Origin of the sequence: Streptomyces sudanensis (assembly GCF_023614315.1) — a bacterium.
Lineage (GTDB): Bacteria > Actinomycetota > Actinomycetes > Streptomycetales > Streptomycetaceae > Streptomyces > Streptomyces sudanensis.
Map to the genome: position 1 here is coordinate 4,124,096 of NZ_CP095474.1, position 19,522 is coordinate 4,143,617.

Annotated in this window: 17 protein-coding genes, 1 tRNA gene and 1 pseudogene; 12 read left to right on the plus strand and 7 right to left on the minus strand. The window is 73.3% G+C overall.

Annotated features, from left to right (window positions below; genetic code table 11):
- Nucleotides 1–70: 70 nt before the first annotated feature.
- From MW084_RS19015 to MW084_RS19030, 4 genes are all read left to right on the plus strand, one after another.
- On the plus strand, nucleotides 71–1,327 hold the full coding sequence (locus MW084_RS19015; protein WP_010474459.1) for an MFS transporter: 1,257 nt from the start codon (nucleotides 71–73) through the stop codon (nucleotides 1,325–1,327).
- Nucleotides 1,324–1,579 (plus strand): sulfurtransferase TusA family protein (locus tag MW084_RS19020; RefSeq protein ID WP_275563704.1); only part of this gene is annotated, 256 nt, incomplete at its 3' end. The genes MW084_RS19015 and MW084_RS19020, both read left to right, overlap by 4 nt.
- Nucleotides 1,580–1,977: 398 nt before the next feature.
- Entirely contained in the window at nucleotides 1,978–3,063 is a 1,086-nt protein-coding gene (locus tag MW084_RS19025; RefSeq protein WP_010474457.1) for an S-(hydroxymethyl)mycothiol dehydrogenase, read from the plus strand.
- Nucleotides 3,060–3,695, plus strand: coding sequence for an MBL fold metallo-hydrolase (locus MW084_RS19030; RefSeq protein ID WP_010474456.1), 636 nt, complete (start codon nucleotides 3,060–3,062; stop codon nucleotides 3,693–3,695). The genes MW084_RS19025 and MW084_RS19030 overlap by 4 nt, the downstream gene beginning before the upstream one ends.
- Before the next feature lie 226 nt (nucleotides 3,696–3,921).
- On the opposite strand, the gene MW084_RS19035 is transcribed toward MW084_RS19030, so the two are convergent.
- From MW084_RS19035 to MW084_RS19045, 3 genes are all read right to left on the minus strand, one after another.
- Entirely contained in the window at nucleotides 3,922–4,284 is a 363-nt protein-coding gene (locus MW084_RS19035; RefSeq protein WP_010474455.1) for a hypothetical protein, read from the minus strand.
- 9 nt (nucleotides 4,285–4,293) lie between these two features.
- Nucleotides 4,294–4,836: a TetR/AcrR family transcriptional regulator gene (locus MW084_RS19040; RefSeq protein ID WP_029553796.1), complete on the minus strand. Its 543-nt coding sequence runs from the start codon at nucleotides 4,834–4,836 to the stop codon at nucleotides 4,294–4,296.
- Nucleotides 4,837–4,977: 141 nt separating this feature from the next.
- On the minus strand, nucleotides 4,978–7,197 hold the full coding sequence (locus MW084_RS19045; RefSeq protein WP_275563705.1) for an NADP-dependent isocitrate dehydrogenase: 2,220 nt from the start codon (nucleotides 7,195–7,197) through the stop codon (nucleotides 4,978–4,980).
- Nucleotides 7,198–7,587: 390 nt separating this feature from the next.
- Between MW084_RS19045 and MW084_RS19050 the strand changes: the two genes are divergently transcribed.
- Together MW084_RS19050 and MW084_RS19055 are read left to right on the plus strand one after the other, a co-directional pair.
- Nucleotides 7,588–8,964 (plus strand): carbohydrate-binding protein, encoded by a 1,377-nt coding sequence (locus tag MW084_RS19050; protein WP_010470720.1) that lies wholly within the window; start codon nucleotides 7,588–7,590, stop codon nucleotides 8,962–8,964.
- A 237-nt stretch (nucleotides 8,965–9,201) separates the two neighbouring features.
- Nucleotides 9,202–9,582, plus strand: coding sequence for a DUF488 domain-containing protein (locus MW084_RS19055; protein WP_029553507.1), 381 nt, complete (start codon nucleotides 9,202–9,204; stop codon nucleotides 9,580–9,582).
- Nucleotides 9,583–10,007: 425 nt separating this feature from the next.
- Here the strand turns inward: MW084_RS19055 and MW084_RS19060 are convergent.
- Nucleotides 10,008–10,490, minus strand: a pseudogene (locus MW084_RS19060) (DUF309 domain-containing protein); the annotation flags it as partial.
- 529 nt (nucleotides 10,491–11,019) lie between these two features.
- Between MW084_RS19060 and MW084_RS19065 the strand changes: the two are divergent.
- The 6 genes from MW084_RS19065 (at nucleotide 11,020) to MW084_RS19090 (ending at nucleotide 15,185) form a co-directional block, all read left to right on the plus strand.
- Nucleotides 11,020–11,093, plus strand: a tRNA-Pro gene (locus tag MW084_RS19065).
- 130 nt (nucleotides 11,094–11,223) lie between these two features.
- On the plus strand, nucleotides 11,224–11,634 hold the full coding sequence (locus MW084_RS19070; protein ID WP_010470723.1) for a DUF6153 family protein: 411 nt from the start codon (nucleotides 11,224–11,226) through the stop codon (nucleotides 11,632–11,634).
- A gap of 114 nt (nucleotides 11,635–11,748) precedes the next feature.
- Entirely contained in the window at nucleotides 11,749–12,357 is a 609-nt protein-coding gene (locus MW084_RS19075) for a DUF305 domain-containing protein (protein WP_029553508.1), read from the plus strand.
- Between the two features lie 314 nt (nucleotides 12,358–12,671).
- The gene (locus MW084_RS19080) at nucleotides 12,672–13,178 is read left to right on the plus strand and encodes a DUF4396 domain-containing protein (protein WP_029553509.1); all 507 of its coding nucleotides are present in this window, start codon (nucleotides 12,672–12,674) and stop codon (nucleotides 13,176–13,178) included.
- A 103-nt stretch (nucleotides 13,179–13,281) separates the two neighbouring features.
- Nucleotides 13,282–13,785: a very short patch repair endonuclease gene (locus MW084_RS19085; protein ID WP_010470726.1), complete on the plus strand. Its 504-nt coding sequence runs from the start codon at nucleotides 13,282–13,284 to the stop codon at nucleotides 13,783–13,785.
- 35 nt (nucleotides 13,786–13,820) lie between these two features.
- Nucleotides 13,821–15,185: a DNA cytosine methyltransferase gene (locus MW084_RS19090; RefSeq protein ID WP_010470727.1), complete on the plus strand. Its 1,365-nt coding sequence runs from the start codon at nucleotides 13,821–13,823 to the stop codon at nucleotides 15,183–15,185.
- Here MW084_RS19090 and MW084_RS19095 read toward each other — a convergent pair.
- The 3 genes from MW084_RS19095 to MW084_RS19105 are packed head-to-tail and all read right to left on the minus strand — an operon-like array spanning nucleotide 15,110 to nucleotide 19,157.
- On the minus strand, nucleotides 15,110–16,012 hold the full coding sequence (locus tag MW084_RS19095) for a DUF6339 family protein (RefSeq protein ID WP_010470729.1): 903 nt from the start codon (nucleotides 16,010–16,012) through the stop codon (nucleotides 15,110–15,112). The genes MW084_RS19090 and MW084_RS19095 overlap by 76 nt on opposite strands.
- Entirely contained in the window at nucleotides 16,009–17,013 is a 1,005-nt protein-coding gene (locus MW084_RS19100) for a hypothetical protein (RefSeq protein WP_010470730.1), read from the minus strand. Before MW084_RS19100 ends, MW084_RS19095 begins: the two co-directional genes overlap by 4 nt.
- A gap of 11 nt (nucleotides 17,014–17,024) precedes the next feature.
- Complete coding sequence (locus MW084_RS19105) at nucleotides 17,025–19,157, minus strand: helix-turn-helix domain-containing protein (protein ID WP_010470731.1); 2,133 nt, start codon at nucleotides 19,155–19,157, stop codon at nucleotides 17,025–17,027.
- Between the last annotated feature and the right edge of the window lie 365 nt (nucleotides 19,158–19,522).

Below are 19,522 nucleotides of genomic sequence, written 5' to 3' on the forward strand. Positions count from 1 at the left end.
GCTCGGAGATGTGCGNNNGCGCCACCCCGTCCCGCCGCCCGCCGCACCGCCGCACGCTCCGGAAAGAGACATGACCAGCGCCATCCAGGCCCCTTCCGCCGCCGTACCCGACACCGCCGCGGCACAACGCCGCATCCTGCGCGTCCTGGTGGCCTCCCAGGTCCTCAGCGGCGCCGGACTCGCCGCGGGCGTCACCGTGGGCGCCCTCCTCGCCCAGGACATGCTCGGCTCCACCGGCCTCGCCGGCCTGCCCAGCGCCCTGCTCACCGCCGGGTCCGCCGTCGCCGCCGTCGCGGTGGGCCGCCTCTCCCAGGCCCGCGGCCGCCGCCCCGGCCTCACCGCCGGGTACCTCGCGGGCGCGCTCGGCAGCGCCGGCGTCATCGCCGCCGCCGTCCTGGACAGTCCCGCCCTGCTCTTCACCGCCCTGCTCGTCTACGGCGCGGGCACCGCCACCAACCTCCAGGCCCGCTACGCCGGAGCCGACCTCGCCGCCCCCGGCCACCGCGCCCGCGCCGTCTCCACCGTCCTCGTCGCCACCACCCTCGGAGGCGTCGCGGGCCCCAACCTCACCGCCCCCACCGGCGCCCTCGCCGAGGGCCTCGGCATCCCCCACCTCGCCGGCCCCTTCCTCCTCTCCGGCGCCGCCTACCTCCTCGCCGCGCTCGTCCTCGCCCTGCGGCTGCGGCCCGACCCGCTCCTCCTGGCCCGCGCCCTCGCCGACGCCGAACGCGATACGGCCGCCGCCGGGGAAGGACCGGCGGCCCCCGCGCGCGAAGGCCGCCGCGGCGTCGTCCTCGGCGCGCTCGTCATGGTCCTCACCCAGCTCGTCATGGTGGCGATCATGACGATGACCCCGGTCCACATGCAGGACCACGGCCACGGCACCGCGGCCTCCGGCTTCGTCATCTCCCTCCACATCGGCGCCATGTACCTGCCCTCGCTCCTTACCGGCCGGCTCGTCGACCGCTACGGCCGGACGAGGATCGCCGCCGCCTCCGGCGCCACCCTCCTGGCCGCCGGCGTCCTCGCCGCCACCGTGCCCGGAGACTCCGTCGTCCTCCTCTCCCTCGCCCTGGCCCTCCTCGGCCTCGGCTGGAACTTCGGCCTGGTGACCGGGACCGCGATCATCACCGACACCGTCCCGCTCGCCACCCGCGCCAGGACCCAGGGCACGATCGACGTGGCCGTCGCCGTCTCCGGCGCCGCCGGCGGCATGGCCTCCGGCTTCATGGTCGCCGCCACCAGCTACTCCGCCCTCGCCCTCACCGGCGGCGTCCTCGCCCTCGCCCTCCTGCCCGTCGCCGCCGCCACCGCCCGCCACCGATGAGGAGCCCCGCGGCCCCCCGCACCCCGGAGCCCGGCATCACCGTCGACGGGACCGGCCTCCTCTGCGTCACCCTCCTGCTCCGCCTCCGCGCGGAGATCGACGGCGCCGCCCCGGGGACCGTCGTCCACGTAATCGCCACCGACCCCGCCGCCCCGCTCGACCTGCCGGCCTGGTGCCACCTGACCGGCCACGACTACCTGGGGCCCGTCCCCGGCGACGAGCCGGTGTACGCGCTGCGGACCACCGCCCGCGNACGCCCNNCCCGCCCCGACGCGCCCTGGCACGGGGCCGGCGCCTGACGCCCGCCCACGGGCACCGCCCGGACGCCCCGCCGTCCCGGTCCTGCCGGAGGGGCGGGGCGGCAGTACCCTCTGTACGGTGATCGACGGGACGCGCACAGGCAGCGGATCACCCCGGGCGGCGGTACCCGTGCCGGCGGCCCCGCACCCCTTCCCCGTACCGGCCGCACCGGCGCCGTCCCGCCGTCCCGGACCCGCACCGGGCCGGGTTCCGGCGCCGGGGAGAGCCGCAGCCGCCCGGCCTCCCGCCCGGCCCCCGGGCGGGAACCCGCGGACCGGGGCGCGAGGGCCGCGCCGCCCGGTGACACGCCGTCGACCCTCTTCTCATGGCCAACGGAAAGGTTCCTCTCCATGCCTCAACACGTACGTGGCGTCATCGCCCGCTCGAAGGGCGAGCCGGTGCGCATCGAGACGATCGTCGTACCCGACCCGGGGCCGGGGGAGGCCGTGGTCGCGGTACAGGCGTGCGGCGTGTGCCACACCGACCTGCACTACCGCGAGGGCGGCATCAACGACGACTTCCCCTTCCTCCTCGGGCACGAGGCGGCCGGCGTCGTCGAGGCCGTCGGCCCCGACGTGACGGACGTCGCCCCCGGCGACTTCGTCATCCTCAACTGGCGCGCCGTGTGCGGGCGTTGCCGAGCCTGCCGCCGCGGTCGTCCGCAGTACTGCTTCGACACCCACAACGCCTGCCAGAAGATGACCCTCCTCGACGGCACCGAGCTGTCGCCCGCCCTCGGCATCGGGGCCTTCGCCGACAAGACCCTGGTCGCGGCCGGGCAGTGCACCAAGGTCGACCCGGCCGTCTCGCCCGCCGTGGCCGGGCTGCTGGGCTGCGGCGTGATGGCCGGCATCGGCGCGGCGATCAACACCGGCGGCGTCGGCCGCGGCGACACGGTCGCCGTCATCGGCTGCGGCGGCGTGGGCGGCGCGGCCGTGCTCGGCTCCCGGCTGGCCGGGGCCGCGAAGATCATCGCCGTCGACCTCGACCCCCGGAAGCTGGACACCGCCCGCCGCCTGGGCGCCACCCACACCGTCGACGCCGGGGAGGCCGACCCGGTCGAGGCGGTCCGCGAACTGACCGGGGGCTTCGGCGCCGACGTCGTCATCGACGCGGTCGGCCGCCCGGAGACCTACCGGCAGGCGTTCTACGCCCGCGACCTGGCCGGCACGGTCGTCCTGGTCGGCGTGCCGACCCCCGAGATGAAGCTCGAACTCCCCCTCCTGGACGTCTTCGGCCGCGGCGGGGCGCTGAAGTCGTCCTGGTACGGCGACTGCCTGCCGTCCCGCGACTTCCCCATGCTCGTCGACCTCCACCTCCAGGGCCGCCTGGACCTGGACGCCTTCGTCTCCGAGACCATCGCCCTCGACGACGTCGAGGACGCCTTCACCAGCATGCGGAAGGGCGACGTCCTGCGCTCGGTGGTGGTCCTGTGAACGCCGCCGTACGCGTCGAACGCGTCGTCACCTCCGGTACGTTCAGCCTCGACGGGGGCACCTGGGAGGTCGACAACAACGTCTGGATCGTCGGGGACGCCCGGGAGGTCGTCGTCATCGACGCCGCCCACGACGCCGATGCCGTCGCCGCCGCGGTCGGCGACCGCACGGTGAAGGCCGTCGTCTGCACCCACGGCCACAACGACCACGTCAACGCGGCCCCCGCCCTGGCCCGGGCGACCGGCGCGCCCGTGCTCGTCCACCCCGACGACCGGGTGCTGTGGGAGCACACCCACCCCGGCGTCGAGCCCGGCGGGGACCTCGCGGACGACCAGCGCATCACCGTCGCCGGCCTGGAGCTGCGGGTGCTCCACACGCCCGGCCACACCCCCGGGGCCGTCTGCCTGTACGCCCCGGAGCTGGACACGGTGTTCACCGGCGACACCCTCTTCGCGGGCGGCCCCGGCGCGACCGGCCGGTCCTACTCCGACTTCCCGACCATCATCCGCTCGATCCGGGAGCGCCTGCTGGTCCTGCCGCCGGAGACGAAGGTCCTCACGGGCCACGGCGAGGACACCACCATCGGCACCGAGAAGCCCGACCTCCCCGCCTGGATCGAGCGCGGCCACTGACGCCCGCCGGGCACGCCCCGCGGCGCCGGAGACCGGTTCCGGCTCCGGCGCCGCGAGGACTCCGGGCCGCGCACCGGGTCGTGACCGGCCCGCGCGACCCGCTCCCGCGGCGGGAGCGCGCGCCGGCGGCCCGGTGCGGTACGGGGTGACCGGCCGCCGGGGAGCGGGAGTTCGCCCGTCCGCTCCCCGGCGGCCGGCGAGTACGGCCCGCGCCCGGCGGCGGGCCCTAACCGGCCGAGGGGGCGAGGGCGCTCTCGATGAGGGCCACGGCGGCCCGCGGGTCCTCGACCTCGACGACGAGGCGGGCGTACCGCTCGTCGCGGAGCTCGACGACGACGGCCCTGGAGCCGTCGCGCACGTCCCAGAAGACGCGTTCGCCGTCGAGGTGGAACGTCCCGGCGGTGATCACGCCGGGCAGGTGGGTGCCGGGCGCCCGGAACCCCTTCCGCTCCCTGGCCACGCCGGGGTCGGCGGTGGCGCCGCGCACGTTCGCCAGGGGGATCTCCAGACGGCTCTTCAGCGCCCAGAGCTTGTCCAGTCCCTCCATCTCCACGATCAGGGTGTCGCCGGCGATGCGGATGTCTGCCATGGAAGCTCCTCAGCCTCGGGGTGGGTGGACGGGGTCGGAAGGGGCGCCCTCGGGCCCGGCCGCGGCCCGCAGGCGCAGGCGCAGGCCGAGGGCCGTCGCGGTCGGCGGGTGCGCGGGCCGTGCCGCCGCCCCGCCGGAGGGTGCCGCGGCGCCCGGTGCGGGCGCGACGGCCGCGTCGAGGTCCCGCAGCACGCCGGCGACCTCGCCGGCCACCTCGGGGTCCACCGGGGCGCGCTCGGCCAGGGCCAGCAGCAGCAGGTCCAGGTCCGCGCCCCGGTCGGGCGACACCGCCAGGTCCTCCAGCGCCCCGGCCGGGTCGGAGGACCTCCGCACCCGCGCCAGCAGCGGTCGCACCCGGTGCTCCAGGTGCCACCTGAGCGCGGCCAGGTACAGCCCGCGCTTGCTGCCGAACACCTTGTACAGGCTGTTGCGGTGCACGCCGAGGTGCGCCACCAGGTCGTCGACGGACACCCCGTCGTAGGCCCGGCGGGCGAACAGCTCCGCCGCCGCCCTGACCACCTCGGCCTCGTCGAACGTTCTCGGTCGGCCCATGGCCTGAGCGTAGACGGTTGAGGAACGATCGGTCAAGAACGATCGTTCCTCAACGCTTGCGGCGGAGGAGCGCCCGCCGGACGCGGCGAAGGCCGCACCGGACGGCGTCCGGTGCGGCCTTCGGGGCGTACTGCGTCGGCGTCAGCTCAGGGAGGCCAGCGCCTGGTTGAAGGTCTGCGACGGGCGCATGACCGCCGCCGCCTTCTCCGGGTCCGGCTGGTAGTAGCCGCCGATGTCGGCCGGCCGGCCCTGCACCGCGACCAGCTCCTCGACGATCGTGCCCTCCTGCTCGGTGAGGGTCCGCGCGAGCGGCGCGAACGCCTCGGCGAGCGCGGCGTCCTCGGTCTGCCGCGCCAGCTCCCGCGCCCAGTACAGGGCCAGGTAGAAGTGGCTGCCGCGGTTGTCGATGCCGCCGACGCGGCGGGTCGGGGACTTGTCCTCGTTGAGGAACGTCGCGGTGGCGCGGTCCAGCGTGTCGGCCAGGACCTTGGCGCGGGAGTTGCCCGTGGCCTGCGAGAAGTGCTCGAAGCTGACGGCCAGCGCGAGGAACTCGCCCAGGCTGTCCCAGCGCAGGTAGTTCTCCTTGACCAGCTGCTGGACGTGCTTGGGGGCGGAACCGCCGGCACCCGTCTCGAACAGGCCGCCGCCGTTCATCAGCGGGACCACCGACAGCATCTTGGCGCTCGTGCCGAGCTCCAGGATCGGGAACAGGTCGGTCAGGTAGTCGCGCAGCACGTTGCCGGTGACGGAGATGGTGTCCTCGCCGCGGCGGATGCGCTCCAGGGAGAACCTCGTCGCCTCGACCGGCGGCATGATCTCGATGCGCAGGCCCTCGGTGTCGTGCTCCTGCAGGTACGCCCTGACCTTCTCGATGAGGCGCGCGTCGTGGGCGCGGCCCTCGTCCAGCCAGAACACGGCCGGGGCGCCGGTGGCGCGGGCGCGGGTGACGGCCAGCTTCACCCAGTCCCTGATCGGCGCGTCCTTCGTCTGGCACATCCGGAAGATGTCGCCGCGGTCGACCGGCTGCTCCAGGACGACCCGGCCGGCCCCGTCCACCACGCGCACCGTGCCGGGCGCCGCGATCTCGAAGGTCTTGTCGTGGCTGCCGTACTCCTCGGCCTTCTGCGCCATCAGGCCGACGTTCGGGACGGAGCCCATCGTCGCCGGGTCGAAGGCGCCGTTGGCGCGGCAGTCCTCGATGACGGCCTGGTACACGCCGGAGTAGCTGCTGTCCGGGAGGACCGCGAGCGTGTCGGCCTCCTTGCCGTCCGGGCCCCACATGTGGCCGGACGTGCGGATCATGGCCGGCATGGAGGCGTCGACGATGACGTCGCTCGGCACGTGCAGGTTGGTGATCCCGCGGTCCGAGTCGACCATGGCGAGGGCCGGGCCCTCGGCCAGCTCGGCGTCGAAGGACGCCTTGATCTCCTCGCCCTGCGGCAGGGAGTCCAGGCCCTTCAGGATCGCGCCGAGGCCGTCGTTCGGGCTCAGGCCGGCGCCGGCGAGCACGTCGCCGTAGGCGGCGAAGGTCCTGGGGAAGAACGCCCGGACCACGTGGCCGAAGACGATCGGGTCCGAGACCTTCATCATCGTCGCCTTCAGGTGGACGGAGAACAGCACGCCCTCGGCCTTGGCGCGGGCGACCTGCTCGTCGAGGAACGCGCGCAGCGCCGCGACGCGCATCACCGACGCGTCCACCACCTCGCCCGCCAGGACCGGCACGGACTCGCGCAGCACGGTCGTCGTGCCGTCCTCGCCGGCCAGCTCGATGCGCAGCGCGCCGTCCTCGTCGATCACCGCGGACTTCTCGGTGGACCGGAAGTCGTCGGCGCCCATCGTCGCCACGTTCGTCCTGGAGTCGGCCGTCCAGGCGCCCATGCGGTGCGGGTGCGCCTTGGCGTAGTTCTTGACCGAGGCGGGGGCGCGGCGGTCGGAGTTGCCCTCGCGCAGGACCGGGTTGACGGCGCTGCCCTTGACCTTGTCGTACCGGGCGCGGATCTCGCGCTCCTCGTCCGTCTTCGGGTCGTCCGGGTAGTCCGGGAGGGCGTAGCCCTTCTCCTGCAGCTCCGCGACGGCGGCCTTCAGCTGCGGGATCGACGCCGAGATGTTCGGCAGCTTGATGATGTTGGCGCCGGGCGTCTTGGCCAGCTCGCCCAGCTCGGCCAGCGCGTCGTCGATGCGCTGGTCCTCCCGGAGGTGCTCGGGGAAGGACGCGATGATCCGCCCCGCCAGCGAGATGTCGCGGGTCTCGACGCTGACGCCGGCCGTCGAGGCGTACGCCTGGACCACGGGCAGGAACGAGTACGTCGCCAGGGCCGGGGCCTCGTCAGTGTGGGTGTAGATGATGGTCGAGTCAGTCACCGGGTGCTCCGCTCCACGTCTGTAACATTGCTCGACATCAAGATATCTCGTGATCGCCCCCCTCTCGACAGGCCCCCTCCCGCGCATTTCCGCGCCGGTTTCCCCGGGTGGCGGCACACGGCGGGCGGCGGATCCCGATCGGCGCGGGCGGTGCGCGGAACGGGCGGCGCCCCGGCCGTGACGCGAGCGGCACCGGCGGCACCGGACGCGTGCCCGCCGCCGGGGGAGCGGGCCGTCGCGACCCGGAGCGGCGCTCCCGCCCGCGGTTACGCCGCCCGGAGGGCTCAGGCCCTCCCATGGCGCCCAAGCAGGGGAAAAGGAGCATCTTCTGAGGCACTTTCGGCAAGACCTACGGTCTCGGCCCCCCACCGAAACCGAGGAGAACCCCAGATGCCCCACAGACACGCCGGAGCCGCGTGGGTCGCCACCGCGGCGGCCGTCGGCGCGCTCGTGCCGACCGTGCTCCCCGGCGCGGCGTCCGCCGCGCCCGTCCCGCCCGTCACCGCCTCGCCGTCGGCGGCGGCGAGCATGGGCGCCGACCAGCCGTCCCCCGACCTGCTCGCCGCCATGCAGAGGGACCTGGGGCTGACCGCCCCCCAGGCCCGGCAGCGCCTGGTGAACGAGGCCGAAGCCGGCGCGGTGGCCGGCCGCCTCGGCAGCACCCTCGGCGCGGACTACGCGGGCGCCTGGGTGGGGGGAGCCGAGTCGGAGACCCTCACCGTCGCCACCACCGACCCGGCCGACGTCCCGGTGATCCGGGAGGCCGGCGCGGAGGCCAGGGTCGTCGGCCGCTCCCTGGCCGTGCTCGACGCCGCCAAGGCGGCCCTCGACCGGGCCGCGGCCCACACCGACACCCTCGACGTGCCCGTCTGGTACGTCGACGTGCGCGCCAACTCCGTCACCCTCCGCGCCGTCGGACGGGCCGCCGCCGAATCCTTCCTGGACACCGCGGGCGTCGACCGGTCCCTCGTCCACGTCGAGGCGTCCGCCGAGCGCCCGCACCCGATGTACGACATCCGGGGCGGCGACGCGTACCACACGGGCGACGGCGGCCGCTGCTCGGTCGGCTTCGCCGTCACCAAGGGCACCCGGCACGGCTTCGCGACCGCCGGCCACTGCGGCCGCGTCACCACCCCTACCAGCGGCTTCAACCGGGTCCCGCAGGGCGTCTTCGAGGGGTCCGCCTTCCCCGGCCGCGACATGGCGTGGGTGGCCGTGAACGCCGACTGGCGCTCCACCCCGTACGTCAGGGGAGCCGGCGGCCAGAACGTGCGGGTCACCGGTTCGGCGCAGGCCGTCGTCGGCGCGTCGACCTGCCGGTCGGGGTCCACCACGGGGTGGCGCTGCGGGACGATCCAGCAGCACGGCGTCAGCGTCACCTACCCGCAGGGCACCGTCCGCGGCCTCACCCGCACCTCGGTGTGCTCCGAGCCGGGCGACTCGGGCGGCTCGTTCCTCTCCGGCAGCCAGGCCCAGGGCGTCACCTCGGGCGGCTCCGGCGACTGCCGGACCGGCGGCACCACGTACCACCAGCCGATCAACCCGCTCCTCCGGACGTACGGGCTGACCCTCACCACCGCGGACCCCGCCGAGCCGGGCCCTGCCCTGCCGCCGGGCGAACCGGGCGGCACCTGGACGGCGGGCACCGTGTACGACGCCGGCGACCGGGTCGCGCACGGCGGCGCGACCTACCGCTGCCTCCAGCCCCACCAGGCCCGGGCCGGCTGGGAGCCGCCGAACGCGCCGGCCCTCTGGCAGCGCGCGTAGGCGCGAGCCCCCGGCCGGGCGGGGCCTCCGGCGGAGGACGCGCCGACCGGGGCGCGCAGGCACCGGGATGCCGGAGCCCTCACGGGCTCCGGGGGCCGTACGAGGGGCGGGGTGCCGATGCCCTCACGGGGTGCCGGAGCGCCGACGCTCCTACGGGGTGCCGGGCGCCCGGGTTCCGGGTCGCCGGGTCGACCCGCGGGCGTTGCCGGACGGCGGGGACGGGGGGAGGCTGGGGACGTGAGTCGTTCCGCGCCCCGTGTCCGGTTGCGCCGGGTGTACGAGCCCCCGGAGCCGGGCGACGGATCGCGGGTGCCCGTCGACCGGTTGTGGCCGCGCGGGCTCGCCAAGGCCGACGCGCGGATCGACCAGTGGCCCAGGTCCCTCACCCCGTCGACCGCACTCCGCCGCTGGTTCCACGCGGCCGACGGCGCCTCCGGAGAGGTGTTCGAGGAGTTCAGGCGCCGGTACGAGGCCGAGCTCGACGAACCCGGGGCCGCCGAGGCCCTCGACCGCGTCCGGCAGCTCGCACGACGGGGGCCGCTCACCCTCCTGACGGCGGCCAGGGACCCGGAACACAGTCACGCCGCCGTCCTGCGCGACCGGCTCGGCGAGGGGTGACCGCACCGCCGCCTCCGCCCCTTCCGCCAGGCGCTTCGCACCGGGCGTACCGGGCCGCCGGACGTGCCGGCTCTCCGTGCGAAGAGGGACCGGGCCGCCGGGCGCACCGCGCCTCCGGGCCTCCGGGCCTCCGGGCCTCCGGGCCTCCGGGCCTCCGGGCCTCCGCGCCTCCGGGCCTCCGGGCCGCCGGGCCTCCGGGCCGGTCAGCGTCCCGTCAGCCGGGGCGCCTCCGCGACCGGGTCCACCGCCGTGCCCGCCATGCCCGCCGTACCCGCCATGCCCGCCGTACCCGCCGTGCCCGCCATGCCCGCCGTACCCGCCGTGCCCGCCATGCCCGCCGTGTCCGCCGTGTCCGCCGTGTCCGCCGTGTCCGCCGTGTCCGCCGTACCCGCCGTGCCCGCCGTACCCGCCGTGCCCGCCGTGCCCGCCGCGCCGGGAGCACCCCCCGCGTCCCCGCGCAACCGCTCCGACAAGGACCGCGCCCAGGTCACCAGGCCGTCCACGTCGATCCCGTACGGCCCCGGAGCGCCGCCCCCGCCCCCGTACGGACCGATCCGGTCCGCCCCGCGCAGCAGCAGCCGCGCCCCGCCCACGGCGTTGCCCCGCGCCGCGTGCGTCAGCCCGACCGCGAGCTGCGCCAGCCCCCGCCACAGCTCGCGTTCCGGTTCCCGGTCCGTCCCGCCGCACGCCTTCCACGCGTCCTCCAGGACCTCGTGCGCGTGGAACGGCAACCCCGCGTCCAGCAGGCGCTGCGCCTCCCGCAGGCTGGCCCCGGGGGACCGCTCCACCCCCTCGGGCTGCCGTTCCACCCCCGGTGCCCCGTACGGCAGCGGCCTGCCCAATCCGTCCCGCGGTCGCGCGCTGCGGGCACGGCCCTCCGCGTCGCGGTCCCTCCGCGTCCTGTCCATCCGCCCATTGTCCCCGTTCGGCACGGGCGCCCTGCGTGCGCCGCGCCTTCCAGGCGTCCGCCCCGGCCCGGCGGCTCCCGCACCGTCCGGGGGCGGAGGCGGAAACGGAGCGTGCCGTCATCCCGTACGCCCCGCGCCGATCCGGCCGTGCGCGTCCGGTCGCCGTGTCCGCCACCGGTCCCGCCTCCCGTCGGAGGCCCGGATGCCGGCCGATGCTCCGCACGGGCGACCGGTCCCGCGCTCAGGCTCCGCGGTCGGCCCCCGCGGCCGGATCTCGCGGGCCGCCGGGACCGGAAGCCGGACTCCGGGAACAGCGGCCCACGTCACGCGGCCACCGGGCCACCGCGAGGCGCCGGCGCACGGCGGTGCTCCACCCGCGGGCCGCAGCCCGCGGCCCGCAGTGCTGACGTGCTGACGTGCCGGCGGGTAGGTGTTCGGCCGCCCGCGTCCACCGGGCCTTTCGAATCTGTCCGCGCGGTGGGGTAATGTTCTCTTGCGTGCTCGCCCGGCGACGACCGGGACGATGCATCGGGACGTGGCGCAGCTTGGTAGCGCACTTGACTGGGGGTCAAGGGGTCGCAGGTTCAAATCCTGTCGTCCCGACTTGCGAATACGCAGGTCGAAGGCCGTGTCGGAGAAATCCGGCACGGCCTTCGGTGTTTCCGCGGGAAACCCCAAAGTGGCGCACCGGCCGGTCCGGGGGCGGCCCCGGGGCGGGCCGTACGATGGGCTCGTGATCGTCGGCACCGGTTCGGGGCGCCGCCTCGCGGGGCGGCCCTTCGTGCTGCTGGTGGCGGTGGTGCTGGCCGGCCTGCTCGGGATGCACGCCCTGGGTCCCGACGGAGCCCGCGTCACCCCCGCCCTCGGTCACGAGAGGGCGGCGGCCGAGGCGACGGCCGCCCCCGGTCACGACAGGGCGGCGGCCGAGGGGTGCTCGCACACGGACGGCACGCCGGACCACTCCGATCACGCGGACGGGACCTGCGCGGCGGCCGGTACCGCTTCGGCGTACGCGCCGCCCGCCCCGGCCCGCGACCTGACGGAAGAGTTCCGCTCCTCCGTTCCGGTGGCGCCGGCCATGGCACCGGCCGGGAGCGACCGGGCGCCGCCCGACCTCTCCGAACTCCAGCTCCTTCGGATATAGAGCGGCCCGCACGGCGTCCTCGCCCGTTCGTCCCGGTGACGCACGCCGTGCCCCGGTCCCTCGTCCCGAAGACCCGCGCGCCCCGCCGTGGTCGCGCGCAAGGAGTCGCACACCATGAACAGCAAGCGTTCCCTCGTCCGTCGTACCGCCGCCGTGATCGCCGCGGCGTTCCTCCTGGCAGCCTGCGGCGGAAACGGCGACAGCACGGCCGGGCACGACGGCCACACCGCGAAGTCCCCGTCCGCTCCGGCCTCGCCGGGCCGGCACAACGCGGCCGACATCGCCTTCGCCCAGGGGATGATCCCCCACCACCGCCAGGCCGTCGAGATGGCCGCCCTCGCACCCGGCCGAGCCGAGTCGGCGCAGGTGAGGAAGCTCGCCGAGGACATCAGGAAGGCCCAGGACCCGGAGATCAGGACGATGTCCGGCTGGCTGGCCTCCTGGGGCGAGGAGGTTCCGGCGGGAGGAGCCGGGCACCATTCGGCGCACGGCGACGGCATGATGACGGCCGAGGAGATGAAGAGGCTCGAGAGCGCCTCGGGCAAGGCGTTCGACACCGCCTTCATGGAGATGATGATCAGGCACCACGAGGGTGCGGTGGCCATGGCCGAGACCGAGCGGGCCGACGGCGCGTACGGGCCCGCCAAGAAGATGGCCGAAGCGATCATCGCCTCCCAGACCGCCGAGATCACCCGGATGAACGAGCTGCTCGGCAGGGACTGACCGGCCCGCCCGCCCGCCGGCCGGTCGTCGGTTCGGTGGCCGCCGTACCGGCCCGCCGGTACTGCTCGTCCACCGGTCTGCCGGTCCACCGGTCCACCGGTCTGCCGGTCTGCCGGCCGGCCGACCGGTGGACCGGCGGCCGGGCGGGCGCCGCCGACGCCCGCCCGGCGCGTCCTCGCGTCCGGCCGTCACGGCCCGCCGGTGCCGGCCGCGCCCTTTCCGTCCCCCTCACCCCCGATCGGGGAATACCCCGGAGGGGTATGTGGTTCTTGCGGTCGGAGCGGGACACCTCCGAGATGAAGGGGATGGACGTCATGGACCACGACGCTCACCACGACGGCACCGCACCCCACCACGAGGGCACCCGCCGCGGCGGGCACGCGCCCGGTGCGTCCTGGGGCACCGCGGCGAGGGCGACGCTGCACTGCCTGACCGGATGTGCGGTCGGTGAGATCCTCGGCATGGTCGTCGGGACCGCCCTGCGGTGGGGCGACGCCCCGACGATGATCCTGGCGATCACCCTGGCCTTCCTCTTCGGCTACTCCTTCACGCTGTTCGCGGTCGTACGGGCGGGGCTGCCGCTGAGGACGGCCGTCAGGGTCGCACTGGCGGCGGACACCGTCTCGATCGCGGTGATGGAACTGGTCGACAACGGCGTCATCCTCCTCGTCCCGGGCGCGATGGACGCCCACCTGTCGGACGGGCTGTTCTGGGGGGCGCTGCTCGGCGGGTTCGCCGTCGCCTTCCTGGTCACCACACCGGTGAACAAGCGGATGATCGCCCGGGGCAGGGGCCACGCCGTCGTCCACGCCTACCACTGACGGTCCGACGGCCCGCCCGCTCGGCGGTGGCGGTTGGGGGACCGGCCGGAGGGGTGGTGTCCGGGCCACTCGGCGGCCGGGTTCGCTGCGCCAGAATGAGGTCATGTCCGCTCTGGAGACCACCCCGAAGACGCGTTCTCGGATGAGCAACCAACGCAGTCGCGACACGGCCATCGAGATCGCCCTCCGCAGGATCCTGCACGCCACCGGACTTCGTTACCGGGTCCACCGCAGACCGCTCAGAGGCGTGCGCCGCGAGGCAGACATCCTTTTCGGCCCGGCGCGCGTCGCGGTCTTCGTCGATGGCTGCTTCTGGCATGGATGCCCCGAGCATGCGACATGGCCAAAGAACAACGCCGGATTCTGGCGGGAGAAGATCGAAAAAAACCGCGCCCGGGACGGCGACACCGATGCCCGCCTCGCCGAGGCGGGATGGCTGTCGGTTCGTGTCTGGGAGCACGAGGACGCGGCCGAGGCCGCCGAGCGGATCGCTTCCCTGGTGTGGGCACGACGTGCGATGAAGGGACGACGCCGACCATCGACGGTCCGTCCGGAGGTCGGTCTTCACGATGAGGGCGGGCTCGGGACGGAGGCGCCGACTCCGTAGGCCGCATCGACTGTTGCAGGCTAGACTTTCGCCGCATGACCAGCCCGGACGCGCCTGCTCGTTTCCTTGAGCACCCATACATTCTGGACCTCTTTGCCGGCCCGGGCGGTCTCGACGTAGCCGCGCACATCCTCGAGGTCCCTTCTCTCGGGATCGAGTGGGACCGGGACGCCTGCGAGACGCGTTACGCGGCCGGACTCCCGACATGGCATGCGGATGTCAGCGAGGTGCGTCGGAAAAGGTTCGGCGAGTTGCCCGAGGGACTGAACGTACTGGCGGGCGGCCCCCCATGTCAGACGTACTCGGTGGCCGGCAACGGCGCGGGGCGCAAGGCCTTGGACGACGTCGAGAAGCTCGTTCACGAGTTGGTGGAAGGCGTCGGCGAGAAAGAGATCGACAAGCGACTGGAGGAGATGGGCGGCGACCCCAGAACCGCTCTGGTCCTGGAACCCCTCCGGTACGCGATCGCGGCTCTCGGCTGTTCCAACCGAAAGGGACGGCCGTTCGACGTGATCGTCCTGGAGCAGGTACCCGCGGTCAGGGGCCTTTGGGGGGTCTACAAGCAGGCCTTGGAAAAGGGGCTGCTCCGTGAGGACGGGACAAGAGTGAGGTACGAGGTTGCCGAGGTCGTGACTCTGCCCACCGAGGCGTACGGCGTACCCCAGACCCGCCGCCGCGCGATCCTGATCGCGCGGCTTGCCGGGCATGGCGTTCCTCCGCTTCCCGACCCCACTCACCACACCTACAATCCGTTCGATCCGAAGCAGGGCGGCCCCGAGGACGAGAGGGCGGTGGCGCATGCCGCCCAGACCGCACTGCAAGTGGAGGGGGTCACGCCTCGTCGGCCCTGGGTGTCGATGTGGGAAGTGCTCAGGGCGACGAAGCAGAGGCCTGAGGGCAGGAAGTCCGCCTTCGAGATCGTGTCGAACTACGGCAGCGGCGGTGACCCGAAGAAGCGCGGGGTCCGCACGAGTGGACAACCGTCGTTCACCGTGACGGGAAAGGTCTCCCGCAACGCCGTCCGGCACCCGGACGGTACTCCCCACACCCCGGCTCGCATGACCATTTCCGAGGCCGGCATCCTCCAGACCTTTCCGCCCAACTACCCCTGGTCGGGAGGTGACCGGTCGCAGCAGGTGGGGAATGCCGTGCCCCCGCTGTTCGGCATGCACGTGCTTGCGGCGGCGCTGGCTCTGCCTCTCCCGCCGGAGGAGAGGCTGCGGGAGAACTGGCGCAACGCCGCCGACGAGGAACGCGCCACTCTGCGCAAGGAGGGTTGCGGGGTTTCCGACGGTTGCGGGCCCGACTGCCCGAAGCCCGAGGATCAGTCCCCGCCCTCGACCTCCGTCGACTCGTCGCGTCCCCGGACCGGTGCGTCCGCGAAGAGGTCGGAAAAGTAGTCCACCAGCGCGCTCACGGAGAGTTCCGGCGTCGGTTCCTCGTCGGGACCGGTCGGGAGCGCGTTTCGTGAGACCTGACGGGCAGTCTCGGCCTCGTCGATCCAGTCGAGCAGCGGACGGGAGTCGCGCTCGGTGTCGGGAGCGATCACGTCGTACATCAATGTCGCGGCCGAGGCGTTGACGGCTCCGGCCAGGGCGTTGACCTCGCGGCCGGTGGTGACCACTCCCTTCGCGACCAGCCGGACGATCGCCTGGGCGGTGGGGCGGTGACTGATCACGGACATGCGCAGGGCGGTGTTGAGGATGTCCTGACTGCCGCAGGCCGTGACGACGGGGTCGTAGTCCGGACCGTCACGGAAAAGTTCGGCCGCCCACCACAAACGGGCGAAGGCCTGCTTGTGATACTGCCCCCGGAAGCGGTCCGCCGCGACTTTGGCGATCTTGCCGTCCTTGGGCTCCGACAGGTGTCGCCAGACCACGTAGTCCGGGGCGACTCCGAGGGCGAGGTAATTCCAGAATCCGGGGTCGGCGGCTTCGCGGCGGGTGAGCCGGAGGGCTGCGTGCAGGCGCGGGGCGAGCCAGGCGTCGGCCCGGGTGGCTTTGAGGCCGTTGTTCCGACAGTAGGCCATGGCGTCATCGGTCAGGTCCCGGATGGGCGGCAGATCACCGCGTCGGTCGGCGTGCGGCAGAGGTTCGGTAACCTGGTTGAGCCTGATGCTCGGCACGTCCTCACGACCGGTGAGCAGACCCTCGGTGAGGAATTCCACCGCCTCGGCATTGGGGAGCAGTGCCAGGCGCTCCGGGAGGTGGTTGGGGCGGTCGGTCATGCGTCGTCCCCCTGCGTGAGTCGTTCCAGGTCACGAATGGTGGTGGAAAGCGTCCGGGGAACGCCTGCGCGCCGGGATGCGGCGAAGTGGACTCGGGGTTGAAGCTCTCCCCAGCCGGTTGCGGAGGCTCCGGTGCGAGCTGCGTGAATTTCGCGCAGGGCGTCCTCCGGATCGCGATCCGGGTACATGTCGGGGAGCATCTCTCGGAGCACTTCGCCTTGCCAACCGTGCGGGAACAGCGGGGTACCGTCCTCCTCGATCTCGACCTCGCCGACGGCGGAGTGGAAGACGGCGGTCCAGACCTCGGAACACATCTGAGCGAGGAGGAGTTCCCGGACGGCCTTCTCCGCGCCGTTGCCGCCGTCCGCGCCGATCAGGTCACCCAACCCGTCGAAGTCGGTGTTGACGCGTATGGCGGGGATCCGTCCGGTGGTGTCGACCAGCCAGGGGGAGTCCTTGAAACGTTGGAGTCGGCCCCCACCCGAGGCGAACCCGACCATCCTGACGTCGAGTTCGCGAGCGTGTGAGGGCGTGGCCTCGATGACATCGACGAACCACTCCGTGTCGGAGGTGGCGATCACGCGGCCGACGATACCGTCCACCGTGGCGACGACGTGGACGGTGAGGGAGGCACGGTCGAGGAGGTCACAGCGATGGATGTACAGCTCGGCGGTCCGGGTGCGGCCGTCGTCGGTGACGGGGGAGAGCTCCACGGTCGTACGGGTGTTGGTGGCGCGCTCGGTGAGCACGGCGACGACCTTGACGTCCTGCCAGGGGCCGGTGGGGTCCGACGCCTTGGCCGGGAGGCCGGCGGAGAGTCGGAGCCGGGCCTGGCTCCAGTCGGGGCGATCCTCGTCCGGTCCGAGTGCCACGACGCGTTCGACTGTGGAGACGTACTTGCTCTCCACGTCCTGCCAGGGTTCTCCCTCGGTCTTGAGCTGAGCGCTCTCGACGCGCCAGGACACGTTGCCGGTGAGCCGCCGATAGGGGTAGACCTTCACGCCTGCTCCCCCTATCCGGCGCGCAGTTCGACGACAAGTCCGGTGAGTTGGGCTCGGACCGGGTGGCGGGACAGGTCGGTGACACCCCGGAAGACGGCCTTGCGGCTGCCGGCGGACAGGTGCAGGGCCCCGTCGACGACCTCGCAACCGCTGATGGCGACGAGGTCCTTCCAAGGAGCCGGGGGACGGGGGCCGGAGCGTACGTCGAACTTGGCGACCGGCGTGACCGGGCGATCCGTGTCGACACCCGGCGACACCCGTAGGTCGACGGTGACCGACCAGGCCCCGGTCTCGTCGACCAGCGCATCCACGTTGTCCAGTTCGGGTAGGACCGCGGCCCCGGCGGCGCGCGCTTTCTTCCGGATGCCGCCGCCCATCTTGAGCCGGCCAGCGATCCTGACTTCACCGCCGCTGCGGCGCTTGGCCCGGGGTACGGCGACCAGGTCGCGAACGGCATTGTTGGCAGCGGTGGTCAGGGCGGCGATACGTCGATGGGCGGAGGGTGAGTAGGAGAGGCGGAGCTCCTCGGTCTGGCCCCACTTGTTGTGCTCGGGCGGTTCGGACGCGCGGAGGAATTCCTCGGCGGCTTCCGCGCCGGGGGCGTCCTGCCCCGCCGCGCGGCCGGTGAGGAGGATGGCCTGGAAGGGGTTGGTGCCGATCGGGACGTTGGTGACGGCACTGTCCTTGACGGTCATACGGTTTCCTCGCATGGAGACCAGCCGGTTGGGGCGACCGTCGGCGTCCTCGGCGTGAGTGACCAGGAGCACCGCCTCGTGAGGCACGCCGCCACGCACCTGACCGCCGCGCAGGGGCACGTTGAGTGGAACCGCGGCGCGGGCGACCTGACCGGGAGCGGTGAGACGGTCGACGGTGTCGCCCTCGAGGAAAGCGCGCAGGGCGCGGGTACGGGAGGGCTGAGTGACGGCGGGATCCACGTGCTCCTCGGGGATGAGGACCTCGCCGTTGCGGTAGGTGCGGACGGATGCCTCCAGGTGCGGCTTGTGGTCGCCGCCGCCGGTCATCGCGGCCCAGAAGTTGCGGCCGAGCGCGTCGACGAGCCGGGCGTGCATCCGGTGGACGGAATCGTCGTCCTCGGTGGACCCCTCGTCGTCCGCGGTGCCGTTGACGGGCGCCAGGCTGGCGACGTCGTGGGCGCCGACGATCAGGAAGGAGGTACCGGGGGCCGCGCTCTCGCGGGTGAGGTGAAGTCTCTCGACGGTCTCCTCGTCGGCCCACCAGGAGCGGGCCACGTCGGCGGTCCTGGTGTCCGGGTCCGGACGCCCGAACCAGGCCGGGCCCGCGAATTCCAGGCCGTCGACCTCGCGCCAGGGGAGGTCGAGCCGGCCGATCAGACGGCGCTCGGTGCGACCCTCGTGGGGTTCCGAGAGGGTGGAGTTGATCAATACGAGCCCGAGTCGGCTGGTGGCCCAGAGGGTGGCCTTGCCGAGGCCGTAGGAGCCGCCCGCCCCAGAGTCCTTCTTGTGGCTGTCGAGCTGTCGGCGGACGACGGCGGCGAAGAGCCCGTTGTCGTAGTCGCCGCCGGTCAGACCGGTGGCGTTGTAGTCGTCGACACGGAGCAGCACCAAGCGGTCGTGCTGATACATGTCACGCAGTCCGGCCGCGATCGTGCGGGAGACCTTCCCCTGCCTGCCACCGTCGGCGGTGAGTGCCTCGTAGTGGGGGAGCAACCGCTCCCATTCGATGGCCTCGCGGAAACGGGCAAGGGCCTCGCCGGTGAGTTCGTGCAGGGTGTAACGGATCCGGACGGGCTCTGCGGGGTCCAGGCGCGCATCGAGGCTGTTCTGGGTGGCCTCGCGGGCGAGGACCGAGACGTCGGCTTCGAAGGCGAACGCGGCGGCGTTGCCGTACTCACGGCCGCCGTCCGCGTGGGCCGGTCGGTGGTACCAGGAGACGGGCAGCCCCACCTGGGCGTCGGTACTACGGGTGTGGATGGTCTCCAGGTCGGTCCTGAGTACCTCGGCGATACGCCGGATGGTCTCGTCCCGGGGGACCGAGCGGCCTACGATCCAGGCCGAGACGGCGGCTCGGGTCATGCCCAACTCCTCCGCCAGGTCGGTCTGGCTCTTCCTGGCGTTTTTGAGCTGGCGTGCCAGCCAGGGGCCGAAGTCCTCAGCCGCCTTCACGTCCCACCTGCTTTCGCTTGCGTGCCCTGTCCACGAGGTGGGGACCACCGTACCGCATTGCTGTTGACGAATTGCCCACCTGTCAAAAAGACTTTGACAGGCTGGTTCTCCGTGGGGAGAAGGAGTCCGGAGGGCGATAAGCGGAATCCTGCGCTCCATCCTTTTCGTGTCGAATTGCCGGGGAATCCCGAGGGTCCTCGCGCAGGGTCGGTGCGCACGTGCCCTTGCGTCACGGCAATGATGCGTGATTAAGTCTGACTTCGGCCGTCTCGATGGCAATCGGCTCAACCTTCCTCCATCGGGACGTAGTTGTATCTTTAATCCACCTGCGACCACGACGGGACCGGAGAGTCGGCTCCTTCCGG